Here is a 17,776-nt window from a genome sequence, read left to right on the forward strand (position 1 = left end):
TATTTATCCTTCTCTCAGTAGTATTGACGAATAACCCTTAAATGGAATGTCATCGGCTTGAATTTCCAAAGTTCCATTAAGTATCCAAAGAGGTGAATAGGCATTTTTACCACAAATACCTAAATCAATTGTATTTTTACCATAAGCTGCATATTTTAGTTTAAGTGGTTGATCATTACAACTCAAAAATTGCCCATTGTTAGGATTTGTAACACCAAAACCTACACCAGATCCTTTCACTCTATAATCTAAATACACATCTGCATGGTGTTTTTTCCACATCACCTTTTTTTTCTGACTAAGTATTTCACAACTTACTACCCGATATTCTTGATTAGATATCATCCGAGAACCTGTAAATTTAGGAATTGCTCTTGCTTTTACATAATCACCACCAGGTATTTGATATTTAATTTCAGCACAATTCATATCAGATTCAGTTGTGGCTCCATTACTACCATACAATGATATTCCTAATCCAAAATATTCCTCTAAAGATTCATATACAGCAGTATATACAACACTATCTCCAATTAAAAACAATCCTTGCCTATTTACAAAAGGACTATACGTGGAACCTTTTAATTTATAATGCGCAATAAAATCTGTAGAATCATAAGGTTCAAACATGAAAACATCATCATATTTTTGTTTGAATTCTTTAATTTGATGAGCAGGCCAAGGTTGGCTAAGATCTTTCTCATAATTGTCTACAATAAGCTCCTGTTCTTGATCTGCTTCTTGCATAAGTTGCCATTGACTTACGAAACCAGCTCCCGAGAAAATATTATTTATCTCTTCTTCTGACATATCATTCATCTCCCAAAGCATCGCATTAAATACGGAATCATTCTTGAACTGAATACATTTATCTCCCGCATAATCTACAATTTGGAAATCTGCTTCACCAACAAAAGCCTTCGTTTGTAATCCTGTCGTTTCAGCAACCTTAATCAACTCCGCATCATTACTACATGACATCATTAATAAAGTACATGCAGATGCTAAAAGCACTGTCTTTTTGTCCATACATCTAAAATTTAAATTATTTATAAATTAAAAAGACCTTCTGCGTAGTTTTCTGAATCTGATATATAAAGTCCATAAGATCCAGAAGTACATTCATCTAATGAGATAATACTAGAAGAAACATCTTGTGTATCCACTATCTCCTCATAAACGATATTTCCATTCGCATCCGCAACAGATACTCGTACCTCTCCTACATATTCCAAAAACTCCAAGGATAAAACTTTTGAGGTTTCATCTATGTCTGCTTTTATAGGTACATCCAAATTTACAGATCGCTGTTTTTTCTTAAGATGACCATGTAAAGGCACATGACCTGCAAAAGATGGAATACAAATTGAAAAAATAAACAACACTGCTAGTAGCCATTTTACATTTTTCATAATCTCTCTTTTTTGTTATGTTTCGGTTGCAAATCTAGAGATTATATATGATCTAAAGGGGTTAAATTATGTAATCCACATAGACAAAGAAAAAAACGTAAACACTTGACAATCAAATACTATAAAAACAAATACATAGACAAACAATCGTAGAGCCCCTTAAATGAAGGTTTATTACATACTAAATATTAACAAGAGATTCATACAATCCTTGTTTACCTTCCCAATTTAATTTCTTTCGTACTCGCAAACGTGTACGATCGACGGAAGTAGGAATAATATTTAAAAGGATAGATATAGCTGTTGAATCAAGTTTAAATAATGTAAGGAAACAAAGATGCATCTCCGATGGTGACAAGCCTGCATCCTTCAGTACCTTTATAACACTAGGGTAAACTTCCATCATCAAAACTTCAATATCAATCCACATTTTTTCGGAAACGGGTGCTTCAGAATGATTAGGCTGCACAGTTTGAGATATTTTCTTTATTTTTTTAGCTAAATTACTATTGAGAATTTTAGATTCTCTTAATTCGAATAATCGAGATCTCAAGCTATCTACCTCTTTCTTTACATTTTCATATTCCACTTGCATTTTCACCGAAGAATGCTGAGTATTTTGCAATTGGATTAGTTCATCACTCTTTCTCCGAAGTTCTGCATATAATTGATATATGCTTTGATTCAAAGTATTAATTTTTTCTTGTTGTTTTAAAAGTGAACGATTCTTTCTTCTTATCGTAGCTAAATAGACAATAATGAGTAAAGCACATAAAAATAACAATATCAATATAAAAGTATAATTCCTTTGCCCCTTTAATAGTAATCTTATATTTTCATTATGCAATTTCAAATGTTCATATTTTTGTTCTGTATCATATATATCGACAGATTTACTTATATTCATAAGGGAATCCTCTGCTGCTACATATTCTTCATAAAAAGACAAAGCTCTTTTATAATCATCTCTTTCTTTATTTATTTTATAATAATGATAAGCAATAGTAGCCGGTACAAAATCATTATCTATGGATACACTATTAGCCTTTTGAAGATAATTTTCCGCTTGTTCTAAATTTCCACGCTTTTGCTCAAGATCTGATAAGGTCAAATAATCCGAAGCAGTATCACTCGAATCCTCTTTTATGCTCTTCAATAAATATTTTTCAGCTAAATCATATTTTTCCAAAACATTAAATATATTACCTAGACCATTGTATACATAATTTCTAACCTCATCTACTCTCAAGGAATCTATTATCACTTCTGCTCGCTTCAATATAGTTAAAGCTAAATAATTAGAATCAACATCCATATAACTCCTTCCCTCATTCACAAACGAACGCACATAGCTTTTCATATTACCGGCCAATCGAAAATACCGTCCGCTCTCCTTATATTTTTTTGCAGCTAACACATAACGATCATCCAGTTCATACAAATCCCCCATATAACTACAAATATACCCGGCACGATTATAGTTCTTAATCGCCAACGCAACCTCCAGCGCATCGGAGTAAGCCCTCATTGCCTTCTCGTACTCCTTATCCTCCACATACGAACGCCCCAGATAAAGGCCGATCTCAGCCTCCTCTTCCCGCATCTTTTTCTTTTGATAGTATTTCAAGGCGATCTCAAGCTGGTTCGTATAAGGCATCTCGTCCTCTATTTTATCGGCGGCACGTGCGTATAACATACACCAACGGGCTATCAGACGGGGACTCATCTCTTCCGGGAGCGGAATGGAATCCAATGTAGTGATTACGCTATCCGGATAGGCATCAAACAGGCGTTCCGCCTGATTGATCAAACGGATTTCCTCAGATTCATTTTGGCATCCTACCACAAGGAAAGTCAAGGAAGTTAATAGTATATATATAAATGACTTCATCCTTTATTATAGATAAGCAAAATTAAATATTTTTAATTCATAAACAAACGATAGAACAACAAAATAACAAATACAAGAAGAAAAAACACACAATAAGTCCATGCAAAGGTATCAAGTTATATATACATGAATATCAGTGATATAAAAACATCATCATGTTTTCCGGAAAACACGTACATGTTTTTCCAAAAAGTCGTACGTGTTTTTCATAAATCACGTACGTGTTTTTCCCGGAAATCTTATAAGGAAAATAAGAACACATAAAAAATAGACAATAAGCCGGATCAGCAATAATTCATTGTACAACTTACAAATGCAACCAATCATAAATATCCAACTAGCTTATTGCTTATCTCAATTATTTTACAAACCTTTGCGACCATAATATTAAACTAAAATCTTTACTATGGAATTACAAACGATACAAAACAAGATTTATGAGATCAGAGGGCAAAAAGTCATGCTGGATTTTGATCTGGCGGAAATGTATGGAACGGAAACCGCCCAACTGAAACGTGCGGTCAGACGTAATATAGAACGCTTTGAAGGAGATGATTTCATGTTTGAGTTAACCAAGGAGGAACTTTCAAGATGCCAATTTGGTATCTTGAACAAAGGAAGAGGTAGTAATTTCAAATATAAGCCTTTTGCTTTCACGGAATTAGGGGTGGCTATGCTTAGTAGTGTGCTAAATTCTAAAACTGCCATAGAAATCAACAGAAACATTATGAGAGCCTTTGTCGCTATCCGGAATTATACCTTACAAACTATCACTAGTTCCATCGAAATTAAAGAACTACAAGAACGTATCAAATCTCTTGAAATGGCTAATGAGGAAACGCTTTGCGCTATCAATGATCTCAGTGAAGACACCCAAAAGTCTTTGGATGATATTTACATAGCTCTTTCCGAACTGGCTACAAAGAAAAAGAACAATGCTAAAAGGCCTAAAATTGGTTATATCAAATAAAGTAAATTAATAAGTTCTTATACTATGGAATTACAAGCGATACAAAACAAGATTTATGAGATCAGAGGGCTAAAAGTCATGCTGGATTTTGATCTGGCGGAAATGTATGGAACGGAAACCGCCCAACTGAAACGTGCGGTCAGACGTAATATAGAACGCTTTCCTGATGATTTTATGTTCACATTAACAATTCAAGAATTTAACAACCTGAAAAACAATATGGTATGCCAAATTGGCATCTCAAAGAAAGGAGGTAACCAATATGCTCCATTCGCTTTCACGGAGCAAGGTATAGCAATGCTTTCTTCTGTACTCAGATCCGATACAGCCATTAAAGTCAATATCTCTATCATGCGTGCTTTCGTCGGCATACGACAAATAATAAGTTCTTCCTCCCCTTTGCTTGAACTCCAACAAGAAGTAAAGGAACTCAAAGCGTATATCGAAGAAGCATTTGCCGATTACAACGACATCAACGAAGATACCCGTACGCAACTTGAGCTAATCAATCTGTCACTCGCTGAGTTACAAGCGAAAAGAACCGAGAATCAATCTCGCCCCCGGATTGGGTACGTGAAATAAACAGTTCATGTAAATAACTCATATAAAATAAATAAATTCACTAACTTTGTGGCCTTAAATAGAAAACGATACAAAAACGATAAACGATCATGGAGTACAATTTCAGAGAGATTGAGAAGAAGTGGCACGACTACTGGATTGCCGAAAAGGTTTATAAAGTCGAAAAAGACACGAATAAGCCTAAATACTATGTATTGGACATGTTCCCCTATCCTTCCGGTGCGGGATTACACGTTGGCCACCCGCTCGGTTATATAGCTTCTGATATTTATTCGCGTTTCAAACGTTTGCAAGGTTTTAACGTATTGCACCCGATGGGTTACGACGCTTACGGATTGCCTGCGGAGCAATACGCCATCCAGACCGGACAACATCCGGAGATCACGACAAAGAATAATATAGCCCGTTATCGGGAGCAATTGGAAAAGATCGGTTTCTGCTACGATTGGAGCCGTGAGATCCGTACCTGTGATCCCGAATATTACAAATGGACGCAATGGGCCTTCATCCGGATGTTCAACAGCTACTACTGCAACGACGAGAAGCAAGCCCGCCCGATCAGCGAGTTGATACAGGCTTTCGAGACCAGTGGAACGGAAGGTCTGAACGTAGCTTGCGGAGAGGAACTTAGTTTCACCGCCGAGGAATGGAAAGCCAAGAGCGATAAAGAAAAACAAGAGATATTACTCAACTACCGGATCGCTTATCGTGGAGAGACCATGGTGAACTGGTGTGCCGCCTTGGGTACCGTATTAGCGAATGATGAGGTCGTGAACGGTGTCTCCGAGCGTGGAGGCTATCCGGTGGAACAAAAGATCATGCGCCAATGGTGCTTACGTGTATCCGCTTACGCGCAACGCCTGTTGGACGGGTTGGATACGATCGACTGGACGGATTCCTTGAAAGAGACCCAAAAGAACTGGATCGGACGCAGCGAAGGTGCCGAGGTTCGCTTCAAGGTAAAAGACAGCGACAAGGAATTCACGATCTTTACGACCCGTGCCGATACGATGTTTGGTGTTACCTTCATGGTATTAGCTCCGGAAAGCGAATTGGTTCAACAATTAACTACGGCAGACCAAAAAGCGGAAGTAGACGCTTACCTAGATCGTACCAAGAAACGTACCGAGCGCGAGCGCATCGCCGACCGTCAGGTAACCGGTGTATTCAGTGGTTCCTACGCTATTAACCCGTTTACGGGCGAGGCAGTTCCCATCTGGATCAGCGACTATGTATTGGCCGGCTACGGTACGGGAGCAATTATGGCGGTTCCGGCGCACGATAGCCGCGACTACGCTTTCGCGAAGCATTTCGGACTGGAAATCCGCCCCTTGGTGGAAGGTTGCGACGTAAGCGAGGAAAGTTTCGATGCCAAGGAAGGTATCGTATGCAATTCTCCGAGAGCCGGCGTTACTCCTTATTGCGATCTTTCCTTGAACGGACTGACGATCAAGGAAGCGATAGCCGCTACCAAGAAATACGTAAAAGATCACGATTTGGGACGTGTGAAGATAAACTACCGCTTGCGCGACGCTATTTTCAGCCGCCAGCGTTATTGGGGCGAACCGTTCCCGGTATATTACGACGCCGATGGTATGCCTCAGATGTTGCCGGAAGAATGTCTGCCCTTGTTGCTGCCGGAAGTAGATAAATTCTTGCCTACCGAGACGGGCGAGCCTCCATTAGGACACGCCGTTAAATGGGCTTGGGACACGGTAAACCAAAAAGTCACCGAGGTATCGAAGATCGATAACCAGACGATCTTCCCGCTGGAGCTTTGTACGATGCCGGGCTTCGCCGGTTCTTCCGCTTATTATTTGCGCTATATGGACCCGCGTAATGATAAAGCCTTGGTAGCTAAAGACGTGGATGAATATTGGAGAAACGTGGATTTATATATCGGTGGTACGGAACACGCTACCGGCCACTTGATTTACAGCCGTTTCTGGAATAAGTTCTTGTTCGACTTGGGTATCGTTTGCGAGGAAGAGCCGTTCAAGAAATTGATCAACCAAGGTATGATCCAAGGACGCTCGAACTTCGTGTACCGCATCAACGGAACCAATAAATTCGTTTCCTTGAACTTGAAAGACCAATACGAGGTCACCCCTATCCATGTAGACGTAAATATCGTATCTAACGATCTGTTGGATATAGAGGCTTTCAAGAACTGGCGTCCGGAATACAACGACGCGGAGTTCGTATTGGAAGATGGTAAATATATCTGCGGATGGGCAGTCGAGAAGATGTCCAAATCCATGTTCAACGTAGTGAACCCGGATATGATCGTTGAGAAATATGGTGCCGATACCCTACGTTTGTACGAGATGTTCCTAGGCCCGCTGGAGCAATCCAAGCCTTGGGATACGAACGGTATCGACGGCGTACACCGTTTCTTAAAGAAGCTTTGGGGCTTGTTCTTCGGCAATACGGATACCCTACAAGTTACCGATGCCGAGCCTATGGCCGACGAATTGAAATCCTTGCATAAGCTGATCAAGAAAGTAACGTTCGACATCGAGCATTTCTCATACAACACGTCCATTAGCGCCTTCATGATTTGCGTGAACGAGTTAACGAGCTTAAAATGCAGCAAGCGCGCCATCTTGGAGCCGCTGATCACCTTATTGGCTCCGTTCGCTCCCCACATCACGGAAGAGCTATGGCATCAATTAGGACATGATACGACCATCTGCGATGCCCAGTGGCCGGAACATAACGAAGAGTATCTGGTAGAAAAATCAGTTACCTACGTCATCTCATTCAATGGTAAAGCCCGTTTCAACCTCGAACTTCCGGCAGATATCTCCCGTGAAGACGCTGAGAAGGCGGCCTTGAGCCATGAGAACTCAGCGAAGTGGATGGAAGGCAAGACCGTTAAGAAGGTAATTGTCGTTCCCGGCAAAATCGTTAATATCGTAGTGGGATGAACTTAAAACTCACAAAAATCTATTTTTCCGTACAGGATTATCTAATGATCCTGTTCGGAACTCTATTATACGGATTCGGATTCAACGCCTTTATCCTTTCCAACGAAATCGTGACAGGTGGGGTAAGTGGTATCTGTGCGTTGATCTTCTTTGCCTCCAATGGATTGATCCCGGTATCCGTATCTTATTTTGTCATCAACGTAGCCTTGTTGGTGGTAGCCTTAAAGATCCTTGGTCTAAAATTCTTGATAAAAACTATTTTCGGAGTTTTCTCACTCTCGGCTTCTCTCTCTCTCTTCGAGTGGCTGCTGAAAGGACAACCTATACTGCACGACCAGCCGTTTATGGCTATCATAATCGGAGCGTTTATGTGTGGTGCCGGACTAGGACTGGTATTCTCGGCCAACGGTAGTACCGGAGGTACGGATATTATCGGTGCGGTAATCAATAAATATAAGAATATATCGATCGGACGTATCCTTCTGTTTTGCGATTTCTTCATCATCAGTTCCTCTTTCTTCCTGTTCCATAACGTGGACAAGATCGTTTTCGGTTTCGTGGAGATGGTCATAAGCAATTACGTTCTCGACATGGTATTGAACGGTAACCGCCAATCCGTACAATTCCTCATCTTCTCCCAGAAGTACGACGAGATAGCGGATCGCATCATCCATGACTTAGGCCGTGGCTGCACGATACTGGACGGCGAGGGCGGTTATTCCCGCAAACCCGTCAAGGTAGTCGTACTACTCGCCAAGAAATCCGAATCCGTCTCCATCTTCCGGATCGTGAAACGGATAGACCACCAAGCGTTCATCTCCCAAAGCATTGTCCGAGGGGTATATGGTGAGGGGTTCGATCAGATAAAGACTTAAAAAAGAATATACAAACAATTTAAAGCATTTCCATACGTTATATATCTACCGTATAGAAATGCTTTCTTATTTAATAGATTACGAAATATGAAACTTGTATTCGCGACAAATAATCAACACAAACTGGACGAGGTCCGCAAGATAACCGCCGGATACGCGGAAATCATAAGTTTATCCGATATCGATTGCCATGACGATATCCCCGAGACGGCAGATACCTTAGAGGGAAATGCTTTGCTAAAAGCCCGCTATATCAAAGAGAAATTCGGATATGATTGTTTCGCTGACGACACGGGATTAGAAGTCGAGGTATTAAATAATGCTCCGGGAGTCTATTCGGCTCGTTACGCAGGAACAGAGCACGACTCGGAAGCTAATATGAACAAGCTGTTGTCCGAAATGAATCATAAAGAAAACAGAAAAGCACGTTTCCGCACGGTCATAGCTCTAATCCTTGACGGAAAAGAATATACCTTCGACGGTATCGTAAATGGCTCTATCACTACCGAAAAACGCGGAGATAGCGGATTTGGATACGATCCTATATTCATGCCTGATACCTATACACAAACTTTCGCCGAGATGGGTAACGATACAAAAAACCAGATCAGCCATCGTGCGAAAGCCGTCATGAAGTTAACATTATTTTTATCTGATTACAATTGTTAATATGAGACATATACTTACTATCATTCTATTTTCATTCTTTTCATTCACTGTATTAGCCGCGAATTTTAATACAACCGGATGGAAAACGTATCTTTCTTACAATAACACAAACAGCGTAGAGGAATCGAACGACCAAGTATTTGTGGTAGCGGAAGGATCTCTTTATACGTATGGAAAAGAAGATAATAGTATTAAGCAATATTATAAAGGAAACGGATTAAATGATAATACGATTTCTTTGATCCGCTATAATAAACAAACAAAATCACTCCTTATTATCTATGATAATTCAAATATAGATATACTTGAGGGAGGAGTGGCGACAAATCTACCTTATCTGTCGACCAGTACGTCCATAAGAGACAAACAAATCAATTCAGTATTGGTACACGATGAATATGCCTATTTATCGACAGCATTCGGTATCGTCGTGATCAATATGGCCAAAAAGGAAATAAAGGATACCTACAAGCTTTCCTTAAATATAACATCGTGTGCCATACAGAATGGCAATATATATGCCTCTACAACCAATAAGGCAGAAGTATCTTCGGGGATTATATACGCCTCATTAAAAGAAAACCTACTGGATAAGGCAAACTGGAAGCCCTATGGATTATCAAACCTTTCCGATAGTCATACGATCTCAGCTATCGCTTCATTCAAGAATACCTTGTTCTACTTGGTCAGTCAGCAAGGTATCTTCTATGAAAACAATGGAGAGCTTTCCCTAATAATAAATAGCTCAACCCTAAAATACATGAAAGTAATAGGCGAAAAATTAGCATGTATAGATAACTCAAGGGTTTTCATCGTATCCGATACGCAAAAGTTTGACCAAATAAACTTAAGTATCAATGATATCAGTACCTATCAAACAGACAAATATTGGATAGCGGAAGGAAGCAAAGGGCTACGTTCTATCCAACGGAAAGGCTCAAATAGTTTTGAGGCTCTTAATGAACCTATCATTTTAGACGGACCTTACAGCAATAGCGCATTCGATATTGTTTGTAAAAATGATAAAGTATATATGATCATAGGAGGTAAAGACCTCCTAAATGGTAAGCGCTTCGACAAAGGAGGTTATATTCTTACATACGATTATGATAAATGGTCTTTTATCGATCCTAAAGAAGCCCAAAAGAAACTCAATTTACCAAGAAATCCACGAGACTATACAAGTATAGCCGTAACGACCGACGATTCTAATGATGAGATCGTATACGCCTCTTCCATGGGTGATGGCGTTATCCAATATAAGAATGGAACTCCCGTCCAGTCATACAATGAAAAGAATGCCTTTAAAGAAACCGCGGGAGGCTATGGGTCCGGTTATTGTTATATAGATGGACTGGCCTTTGATAAAAATGGAAATTTGTGGATGACAAGCTCAGAAGTTAACCATGCGGTACTTGTTCTTGACAAAGCAGGAGCATGGCATCGTTTGGATATCGAGCAACTTAGAGGAGTTTATACAATAAACGATATACTTATAACCTCCACTAACGATAAATGGATTTATGTGCCTCGTAACACCCCTAAACTTGTAATGATACCGAATAGCGAGTCTTTAGATGAAGTTTCCTCGTATGAGTTTACTACACTTATTGATACCGACGGAAAAGAATTGACTCCTAGTAATTATACATGCGTAGCCGAGGATAAGGATGGATATATCTGGGTTGGTACGAATCGGGGGGCCGTATATTTCACTAAACCTAGGATCTCTTCCGCTGAGGATAAAGCCGCTACACGTTGTACAAGGGTAAAATATACCAATGAGGAAACTGGCAATCTCGCTTATTTCTTAGATAACGTTGTCGTCACGACCCTAAAAGTAGACGCAGGTAATCGAAAATGGATTGGAACCAAAGGAAATGGCGTCTATGTTCTAGATAATGATAATGAGACAATCGTTTATCAATTTAATACGACCAATAGCCCGCTCCTTTCCGATAACATATACGATATAGAGATAAACGATAAGACCGGTGAGGTTTTTATCGGTACCGATAAAGGACTAAATTCCTATCAAGGAGAAGCTTCGGAAGGTAAATCTGATTACTCGGAGATCTATGCATATCCTAATCCGGTACGTCCCGAACATATGGATAAAGTAACGATTGTAGGATTAATGGATAATTCGAATGTAAAAATCACGGATTTAAACGGAAATATTATTTATCAAACTAAATCCTTGGGGGGACAAGCTATCTGGAATTGCCGGAGCGCAAACGGATCACGTGTAGCGACAGGCGTATATCTTGTACTAGCTTCCACAGAGGAAGCCTCAGAGAGCGTCGTAACAAAAATCATTGTAGTCAAATAGAACAATGAATCAATCAGAGAAAGTTTTACTCAACTCCAGATTAATAAATCAAGTAAAAGAAGCGAATAATTTTGATTTTATTCGCTTCTTTCTTGCGTATTCTGTCATGTTCAACCATTTCAGCACACTGACAGAGACAGATCCTTTTTGGTTTGTTAGCGGAGGATTTCGAGTGAAAGGTTTCTTTATTATTAGTGGATTTCTTGTTATGTTTAGCTTCTTACGTACGCCTAATACCCGGATTTTTTTCCGTAAACGTATTCAACGTATTATGCCCGCCTACAGCTTGACTATTTTATTATGTGCCTTAATCGGATTATTCCTTACCTCTTTATCCTGCAGGGAATACCTCACCTCTTCTAGCTTATACACCTATCTTATCTGTAATTTACTTACATTTAACTTTTTATCGCCGGATTTACCCGGCGTATTCGATACCAATCCTTTACAAGCGATGAATGGGTCTTTATGGACTATCAAGGTTGAATTCATGCTATATATCACCATACCCATTATCTATTGGTTACTGAAAAGATACAATAAATTGGTATGCCTACTTCTTATTTATATCTTATCTTTCATCTACTCGACAACGTGTAATTATTTAGATGATATGACACACAACCCTATTTATGAATTCATGAAAAGACAATTCCCCGGACAAATGATGTACTTTTGTTCCGGTATTATCATACTTGCCTATTTCCCTGTTTTTCGAAAATATATGAGATATTTGTTCCCTGTCAGCCTATTTCTTTTATTGGGTAGAGAGTATATGTTGCTGAGTATTTTCGAGCCTATCGCTCTAGCCTCTATCATTATCACGGTAGCTTACGGATTCAAGTGGTTACATGTATTCAACCGGATGGGAAATTTCTCGTATGGTATTTTCTTGATTCATTTCCCGATCATCCAAATATTCATTCATTACGGACTTGATCGGTATAGCTTGATATTGACATTGGCTCTTACCACTATCCTTAGCACCGGATTGGGTATGTTATCCTGGAAATACATAGAGAAACCCTGTTTATATCATCCTAAAAAGAAAGCCTAGAAGAACGCAATGACCGGATGATCTGATCTGTTATCTTCTCCGCTCCTTTCCGGTTCGGATGGATAGCGTCATAAAAATCCGACGTATCCAATAGATCCATACAGTCGACGATAAGGATAGAATCAAACATTTGAGTAAACATTCGCAAAGCTCGTTGTTTCTCCGCTACTGTAAAAGCTGTTATATCCGGGTTATACGGCATGACAACCAGACAATAAATAATACCCCTATCCCTAAAATAAACGGAAGAACGCTCTATTAACCTTTTCCATTCAGGAGTGATTTGATATGCCTCGAATTTATTTTCTTCATTCTGTTCTTCTACTTTCCGTTTATAGACAGATTCATTTCTATCAGACATCGTAGAGTTTGGATAACGTAAATCAGAGGTTATAATTCCGGGGATAACATCATCATCCAACTTATTACGCAGATAAGTAGTCAAGCCGGAGAATAAACAATTTCGAGCCACATAATTATAGTATAAATTCGGTTCACTTAGAGGTTTCTCTAAAGCAGGAAGTAATTCACGGGTAAAACCATCCATTTTATATCCATACATATGTAGAGCTACCCGGTTGGGATCATCCAATTCGATCGGGCCACGTAATTGATCTAAATCCACACACTGTACAACTACTTGAACAGAAGATGGTAAATAGGAATAATACAAGGCACTCTCACTCAATCTCTGACCGGTAGAGGTAAGATTATATACACAGGGATTTCCTCGCAACTCTGCTTCTAACTTGTATCCGTTCACACCACTCATACCGCGGCTATTACCTAAAATGACAAGATCCGGACGCTCTTCCGGATTATTTAACGTACTCCATATAAGTCGTGTTCGTACGTAGTCGTTAGGCAATAATCGATAGAGATAGGGAGTGATCTGATTGAACAAAAACAACAAGATCCCCAGAAACAACAGGAATCTTATCATACTCTTTATTTGTTTATGCGTTGGTTTCATACTTGCTAGAATTGAAAATAAATAAAGCTAGAAGCGTTATTTCCGAAGAAATATATACAAAATAAGAGGATCGCATATAAAGTATATCGTATATATATACTTCGTATTTTCTTAATATCAAATCCAAACGGTCGTTCCCGGTTCATCCATTCGACCACCAGCATACAAGCAATAAAAATAAGCGATAATAAAGCAGAAACATTATTGGCCCCACTTACCTTAGGCACACGGAATAAAGAAGAGGAGAACAGATCATATATATAATCGAATGCCATTGATATATTCTCAGCCCTAAATAGAATCCATCCGATCACCACGAAGCCAAATGTAACCAACATAGACACAACGTTTGATGGTATCAACCTTATCTTTACATATTTCTTTAGTATCAACAATGCTATACATAGCAAACCATGGTAAACACCCCAAGCCACAAATGTCCAGTTCGCTCCATGCCAAAGACCGCTCAAGAAAAATATGATCAAGATATTCCGAATATGTCTAAAGAAACCATTATGGCTACCTCCCAAGGGAATATATACATAATCTACGAACCAAGTATTCAACGAGATATGCCAACGTCTCCAAAATTCGGCTATATCTAAAGAAAAATAGGGATACCGGAAATTTTGCCTCAACTGTATCCCAAACAACTTGGCTGTACCTATAGCGATATCTGAATATCCGGAAAAATCTCCATAAATCTGGAATGAGAACAAAACGGCTCCCAATAGCAAAGTACTAGCCGGGTAATTTCCATAGTTCCCGAATATGTCATCTACGACCAAGGCACAATTATCGGCTATCAGGATTTTTTTGAAAAACCCCCACATCATTTGTCGTATCCCATCTACAGCGTCGTTATACTCGAAGCTGCGAGGTCTCTCAAATTGTATCAACAGGTTAGTAGCCCGTTCGATAGGACCGGCCACCAACTGAGGGAAAAAACTAACAAATGCGAAAAAGGAAACGATATCTCTTGTTACCGGTAATTTACCTCTATACACGTCAATCGTATAACTTAAGGCTTGGAATGTATAAAAACTAATCCCGACCGGTAATAAGAGAGAAAGCGTAGAGATGTGCAATGAAATCCCTATATAAGAGAAAGCATCTATCAAACTATCCACAAAAAAGTCGTAATACTTGAAGAAAGAGAGTATCAGTAAGTTAAATATGACATTCGCAGCCACGATACCTTTATCGAACCAGCGAGGTATCTTCCCGGCCCTCGCACGTACTTCCTCTATTCCTATCCCACTCAGCCAACTACAGAAAGAGGTAAGGGCTATCAATGCCAAGAACCGGTAATCCCACCACCCGTAAAAAAGATAACTAACTACGACTACAAATAAATTCTGTAGTCGTAGTCGCTTTCCGAAGACAAGCCAATACAATAAAAATACGATTGGCAAATAAATCAAATATTCAATCGAATTAAATAGCATAATAACCGCGAAGATATATACTAATGCTTTATACCCTCGAACATCTCCGAGCGATCTTCTTTCGCTTGGGTGGATTTGGCCTTGAAACTATTAAATGTCCAACTCAACGTCAACGTGATTTGTGGATATTTGGGTTTGATACGTGTCAGGGAGCGTAAATCCGCTGTTTGGATATCGCTGATATATTTGGCAGAACGGAAAATATCCCGGAAAGCTAAGGTAGCGGTTAGTTTTCGGTTACATAGTTGCTGGCGAACGGCTACGTTCGCATACCAATAAGCGTCCGTACGGCCCTGCGTCGTTACGGAAGGGCCTACAAAACTACCATCCAATTGGATACGGGTGTATTTCCCCAGATTAAACAGGTTATTCCATAGGATATCGTAATTGGTGCTTGAGGTCGTATTTCCACCGGCGGCCTGTTCGTTCTTCACCTTATAGTGATAAACGTTTCCGTTGACCGTGGTATTCCACCAACGTACCGGATGCAGGCTGACGCTTAGCTCGATACCTGTTGAATAATCATGTCCTACGTTTGACATCGAGTCTAAGGTTACACCGGCTGAATAAGGTACGCGCAACCGCTCGATCTTATCTTTCCGATACCGATGAAAGGCGGTAGCGGATACCGTATTTTCCCCGAAATTCTTCCGGTAGTTCAATTCAAAGGAGTTGATGTACTCCGGACGTATATCCGGATTACCGATCTCGGCCGTATAAAAGTCGCGATACGTAATATAAGGCTCCATATAGAAAAGCTGCGGACGTGTGGTACGACGGGAATAGGAAGCCAACAAGCGATGCTCATTCGGGAACGTATAGCCCAAATGCACCGATGGGAAAAACTCAAAACGATTCTTCGTACGATCCGCTCCCTCCACGGAACTTCGCAAGACCGTATGCGTATGCTCTCCCCGAACGCCGGCTTGCGCCTCTAAATTCTTCCACGTATGGGAAAGAATCGTATAGATAGAATTCACCCCTTCTTGAAAATAAAACGTGTTGTAGATATCGTCACGCCAAAAGAACGTTTGTCCCTTGGGGTCCCACCATTCCATATTGTAATCGCCGTCTTCCAGATAAGAATAATATTGGTAACCCGCCTCTAGCTTACCTCCTTTCCCGAAAGGCAAGGCGTAATCCAGATTGATACGCATCGTTTCCCGATGCTCGGCCTCATAAGCACGGTGCCCCTGTTGGCGTTGCCCTTCCAAAGACATCAAGTCATTAAAGAAATATTCCAACGCATGACCGCCATATTTGTAATAGGCGCTACCGGAAAGCTCGTGCCCCTTATCGTTGAACTTATGCTGTACCGCCAGACTTCCCAAACCTATATTCTCATCATTATCATAATCATCTATGCTTCGATAATCTTCCGTCACCGGAGAGCCGCCCGCTACCGAACGGGTTTCCTTATAGTTCATCTCTCCCTTACGCTTATTTCCGCCATAGCCGCCCTCCAGATCCAACGCGATGGTTGTCTTGGGAAGATTCAGGCTCCAACCGCCTTTCAGCGTATAATGGTAACTGTCTCCCGTACGAGGCCCGACGGAATGCGAAGTCGTTGTTTGATCGCCAACCACCGTCTTCTTCTCTTGATCGAAATCACTCTTACGCATACGATCCGTCCACTGTCCGCCGATGTACCAACGGGAACGCTGATGTTGCTGTGCCAACAAGAAATCGACATGGCGGGAAAGCCACGTACTTCCCGAGAGATTCACCATCCCGCTCAATCCTCGCTGGGAATGCTTCTTCGTGATAATATTGATAATGCCCACGTCGCCTTCCGTATCATGCTTGGCGGAGGGCGTCGTGATAATCTCTATATTCTCTATATGCCCGGCCGGGACTTGCTCCAAAGCCTGTGTACCCGAGAAGACACTCGGCTTACCATCTATGTAAACCAAAAAGCCGCTGCTTCCACGAAAAGTAACATCGCCTTCCGCGTCTACCCGTATGGAAGGCGTATTCTCTAATATATCCACGGCGGAACCGCCTCCTCCCATCATATTGGAGGAAGCCTCGACCACTTTCTTATCCAACTTATAAACCAATTGGCGTTTCTCAGCCACTACCTCCACTTCGGCGATACCTACCTCCAAGGGACTCATCATCAACTTACCTAAATCCACCGGAGACGAGGCATCCAAGATGATATCATTCTTTGTAAACACATCATATCCCATCAGACGGACCATGACCACATAATTACCCGGAGCCACCTTAGTAAACGAGAAACGTCCTTGATCGTCCGGAAAAGTCTGTTGCAAAGGTTTTTCACTTCCCATCGCAAACAGAAAGATATCCGCATAATTAATCACTTGATTCGTAGAGGCATCTATTAACTGCCCCTTAATACGGGCATTCGGAGAAGTAGCCCACGAGAGCGCACAAATCACCCATAATAAGGCCAACATTAGTCCTATCTTTTTCATGATATTGAGAATTACAATTAGATTTCTACGCAAAAGTAACTAAATTCAGAATGTTACGGTAATTAATAGCGATCATTCTTGATATATTCTTTCCCGGGATCGTCCGAGTTCGAGTAGCGAAGCAAATGGTTTCTTCCTAGGGAAACAAAAGTTTCTTCAGTACAAAACTTTAGTTTTCTTCTATGAAAACAAATGT

The 17,776-nt window shown here is 40.4% G+C and carries 13 protein-coding genes; 7 read left to right on the plus strand and 6 right to left on the minus strand.

Features of this window, described 5'->3' with window-relative positions; genetic code table 11:
* Positions 1-3: 3 nt before the first annotated feature.
* From DWX84_RS04625 to DWX84_RS04635, 3 genes are all read right to left on the minus strand, one after another.
* Positions 4-1,029: a DUF4848 domain-containing protein gene (locus DWX84_RS04625; RefSeq protein ID WP_048926938.1), complete on the minus strand. Its 1,026-nt coding sequence runs from the start codon at positions 1,027-1,029 to the stop codon at positions 4-6.
* A gap of 20 nt (positions 1,030-1,049) precedes the next feature.
* Positions 1,050-1,412: a DUF3244 domain-containing protein gene (locus tag DWX84_RS04630; protein WP_048926939.1), complete on the minus strand. Its 363-nt coding sequence runs from the start codon at positions 1,410-1,412 to the stop codon at positions 1,050-1,052.
* A gap of 181 nt (positions 1,413-1,593) precedes the next feature.
* Entirely contained in the window at positions 1,594-3,303 is a 1,710-nt protein-coding gene (locus DWX84_RS04635) for a lipopolysaccharide assembly protein LapB (protein WP_048926940.1), read from the minus strand.
* Positions 3,304-3,709: 406 nt separating this feature from the next.
* Here DWX84_RS04635 and DWX84_RS04640 point away from each other — a divergent pair, with 406 nt between their 5' ends.
* The 7 genes from DWX84_RS04640 to DWX84_RS04670 all read left to right on the plus strand — a co-directional run bounded on the left by DWX84_RS04640 (position 3,710) and on the right by DWX84_RS04670 (position 12,718).
* Positions 3,710-4,273 (plus strand): ORF6N domain-containing protein, encoded by a 564-nt coding sequence (locus tag DWX84_RS04640; protein WP_048926941.1) that lies wholly within the window; start codon positions 3,710-3,712, stop codon positions 4,271-4,273.
* 24 nt (positions 4,274-4,297) lie between these two features.
* Positions 4,298-4,855 carry an ORF6N domain-containing protein gene (locus tag DWX84_RS04645; protein ID WP_048926942.1) on the plus strand — a complete coding sequence of 186 codons (558 nt, stop codon included), beginning with the start codon at positions 4,298-4,300 and terminating at the stop codon, positions 4,853-4,855.
* Between the two features lie 89 nt (positions 4,856-4,944).
* Entirely contained in the window at positions 4,945-7,785 is a 2,841-nt protein-coding gene (gene leuS, locus DWX84_RS04650) for a leucine--tRNA ligase (protein WP_122377429.1), read from the plus strand.
* Entirely contained in the window at positions 7,782-8,660 is an 879-nt protein-coding gene (locus DWX84_RS04655; protein ID WP_005860386.1) for a YitT family protein, read from the plus strand. The genes leuS and DWX84_RS04655 overlap by 4 nt, the downstream gene beginning before the upstream one ends.
* A gap of 87 nt (positions 8,661-8,747) precedes the next feature.
* The gene (locus DWX84_RS04660) at positions 8,748-9,329 is read left to right on the plus strand and encodes a non-canonical purine NTP diphosphatase (protein WP_005863752.1); all 582 of its coding nucleotides are present in this window, start codon (positions 8,748-8,750) and stop codon (positions 9,327-9,329) included.
* A gap of 1 nt (position 9,330) precedes the next feature.
* Positions 9,331-11,661, plus strand: coding sequence for a T9SS type A sorting domain-containing protein (locus DWX84_RS04665; RefSeq protein WP_048926944.1), 2,331 nt, complete (start codon positions 9,331-9,333; stop codon positions 11,659-11,661).
* 4 nt (positions 11,662-11,665) lie between these two features.
* A complete protein-coding gene (locus DWX84_RS04670; protein WP_048926945.1) occupies positions 11,666-12,718 on the plus strand; it encodes an acyltransferase in 1,053 nt (350 codons plus the stop codon).
* Here the strand turns inward: DWX84_RS04670 and DWX84_RS04675 are convergent.
* The 3 genes from DWX84_RS04675 to DWX84_RS04685 are packed head-to-tail and all read right to left on the minus strand — an operon-like array spanning position 12,702 to position 17,580.
* Positions 12,702-13,661: a hypothetical protein gene (locus DWX84_RS04675; protein ID WP_227154513.1), complete on the minus strand. Its 960-nt coding sequence runs from the start codon at positions 13,659-13,661 to the stop codon at positions 12,702-12,704. The two genes, DWX84_RS04670 and DWX84_RS04675, sit on opposite strands and share 17 nt — an antisense overlap.
* A gap of 35 nt (positions 13,662-13,696) precedes the next feature.
* Complete coding sequence (locus tag DWX84_RS04680; RefSeq protein ID WP_048926947.1) at positions 13,697-15,139, minus strand: MBOAT family protein; 1,443 nt, start codon at positions 15,137-15,139, stop codon at positions 13,697-13,699.
* Between the two features lie 20 nt (positions 15,140-15,159).
* Positions 15,160-17,580 carry a TonB-dependent receptor gene (locus DWX84_RS04685; RefSeq protein ID WP_121960725.1) on the minus strand — a complete coding sequence of 807 codons (2,421 nt, stop codon included), beginning with the start codon at positions 17,578-17,580 and terminating at the stop codon, positions 15,160-15,162.
* Between the last annotated feature and the right edge of the window lie 196 nt (positions 17,581-17,776).

Source organism: Parabacteroides sp. AF21-43, assembly GCF_003635435.1.
GTDB classification, from domain to species: Bacteria; Bacteroidota; Bacteroidia; order Bacteroidales; family Tannerellaceae; genus Parabacteroides; species Parabacteroides distasonis.

Coding starts and splice junctions, on each gene's coding strand:
- DWX84_RS04625 (WP_048926938.1), bottom strand. CDS start 1,029: ATGGACAAAAAGACAGTGCTTTTAGCATCTGCATGTACTTTATTAATG.
- DWX84_RS04630 (WP_048926939.1), bottom strand. CDS start 1,412: ATGAAAAATGTAAAATGGCTACTAGCAGTGTTGTTTATTTTTTCAATT.
- DWX84_RS04635 (WP_048926940.1), bottom strand. CDS start 3,303: ATGAAGTCATTTATATATATACTATTAACTTCCTTGACTTTCCTTGTG.
- DWX84_RS04640 (WP_048926941.1), top strand. CDS start 3,710: ATGGAATTACAAACGATACAAAACAAGATTTATGAGATCAGAGGGCAA.
- DWX84_RS04645 (WP_048926942.1), top strand. CDS start 4,298: ATGGAATTACAAGCGATACAAAACAAGATTTATGAGATCAGAGGGCTA.
- leuS (WP_122377429.1), top strand. CDS start 4,945: ATGGAGTACAATTTCAGAGAGATTGAGAAGAAGTGGCACGACTACTGG.
- DWX84_RS04655 (WP_005860386.1), top strand. CDS start 7,782: ATGAACTTAAAACTCACAAAAATCTATTTTTCCGTACAGGATTATCTA.
- DWX84_RS04660 (WP_005863752.1), top strand. CDS start 8,748: ATGAAACTTGTATTCGCGACAAATAATCAACACAAACTGGACGAGGTC.
- DWX84_RS04665 (WP_048926944.1), top strand. CDS start 9,331: ATGAGACATATACTTACTATCATTCTATTTTCATTCTTTTCATTCACT.
- DWX84_RS04670 (WP_048926945.1), top strand. CDS start 11,666: ATGAATCAATCAGAGAAAGTTTTACTCAACTCCAGATTAATAAATCAA.
- DWX84_RS04675 (WP_227154513.1), bottom strand. CDS start 13,661: ATGATAAGATTCCTGTTGTTTCTGGGGATCTTGTTGTTTTTGTTCAAT.
- DWX84_RS04680 (WP_048926947.1), bottom strand. CDS start 15,139: ATGCTATTTAATTCGATTGAATATTTGATTTATTTGCCAATCGTATTT.
- DWX84_RS04685 (WP_121960725.1), bottom strand. CDS start 17,580: ATGAAAAAGATAGGACTAATGTTGGCCTTATTATGGGTGATTTGTGCG.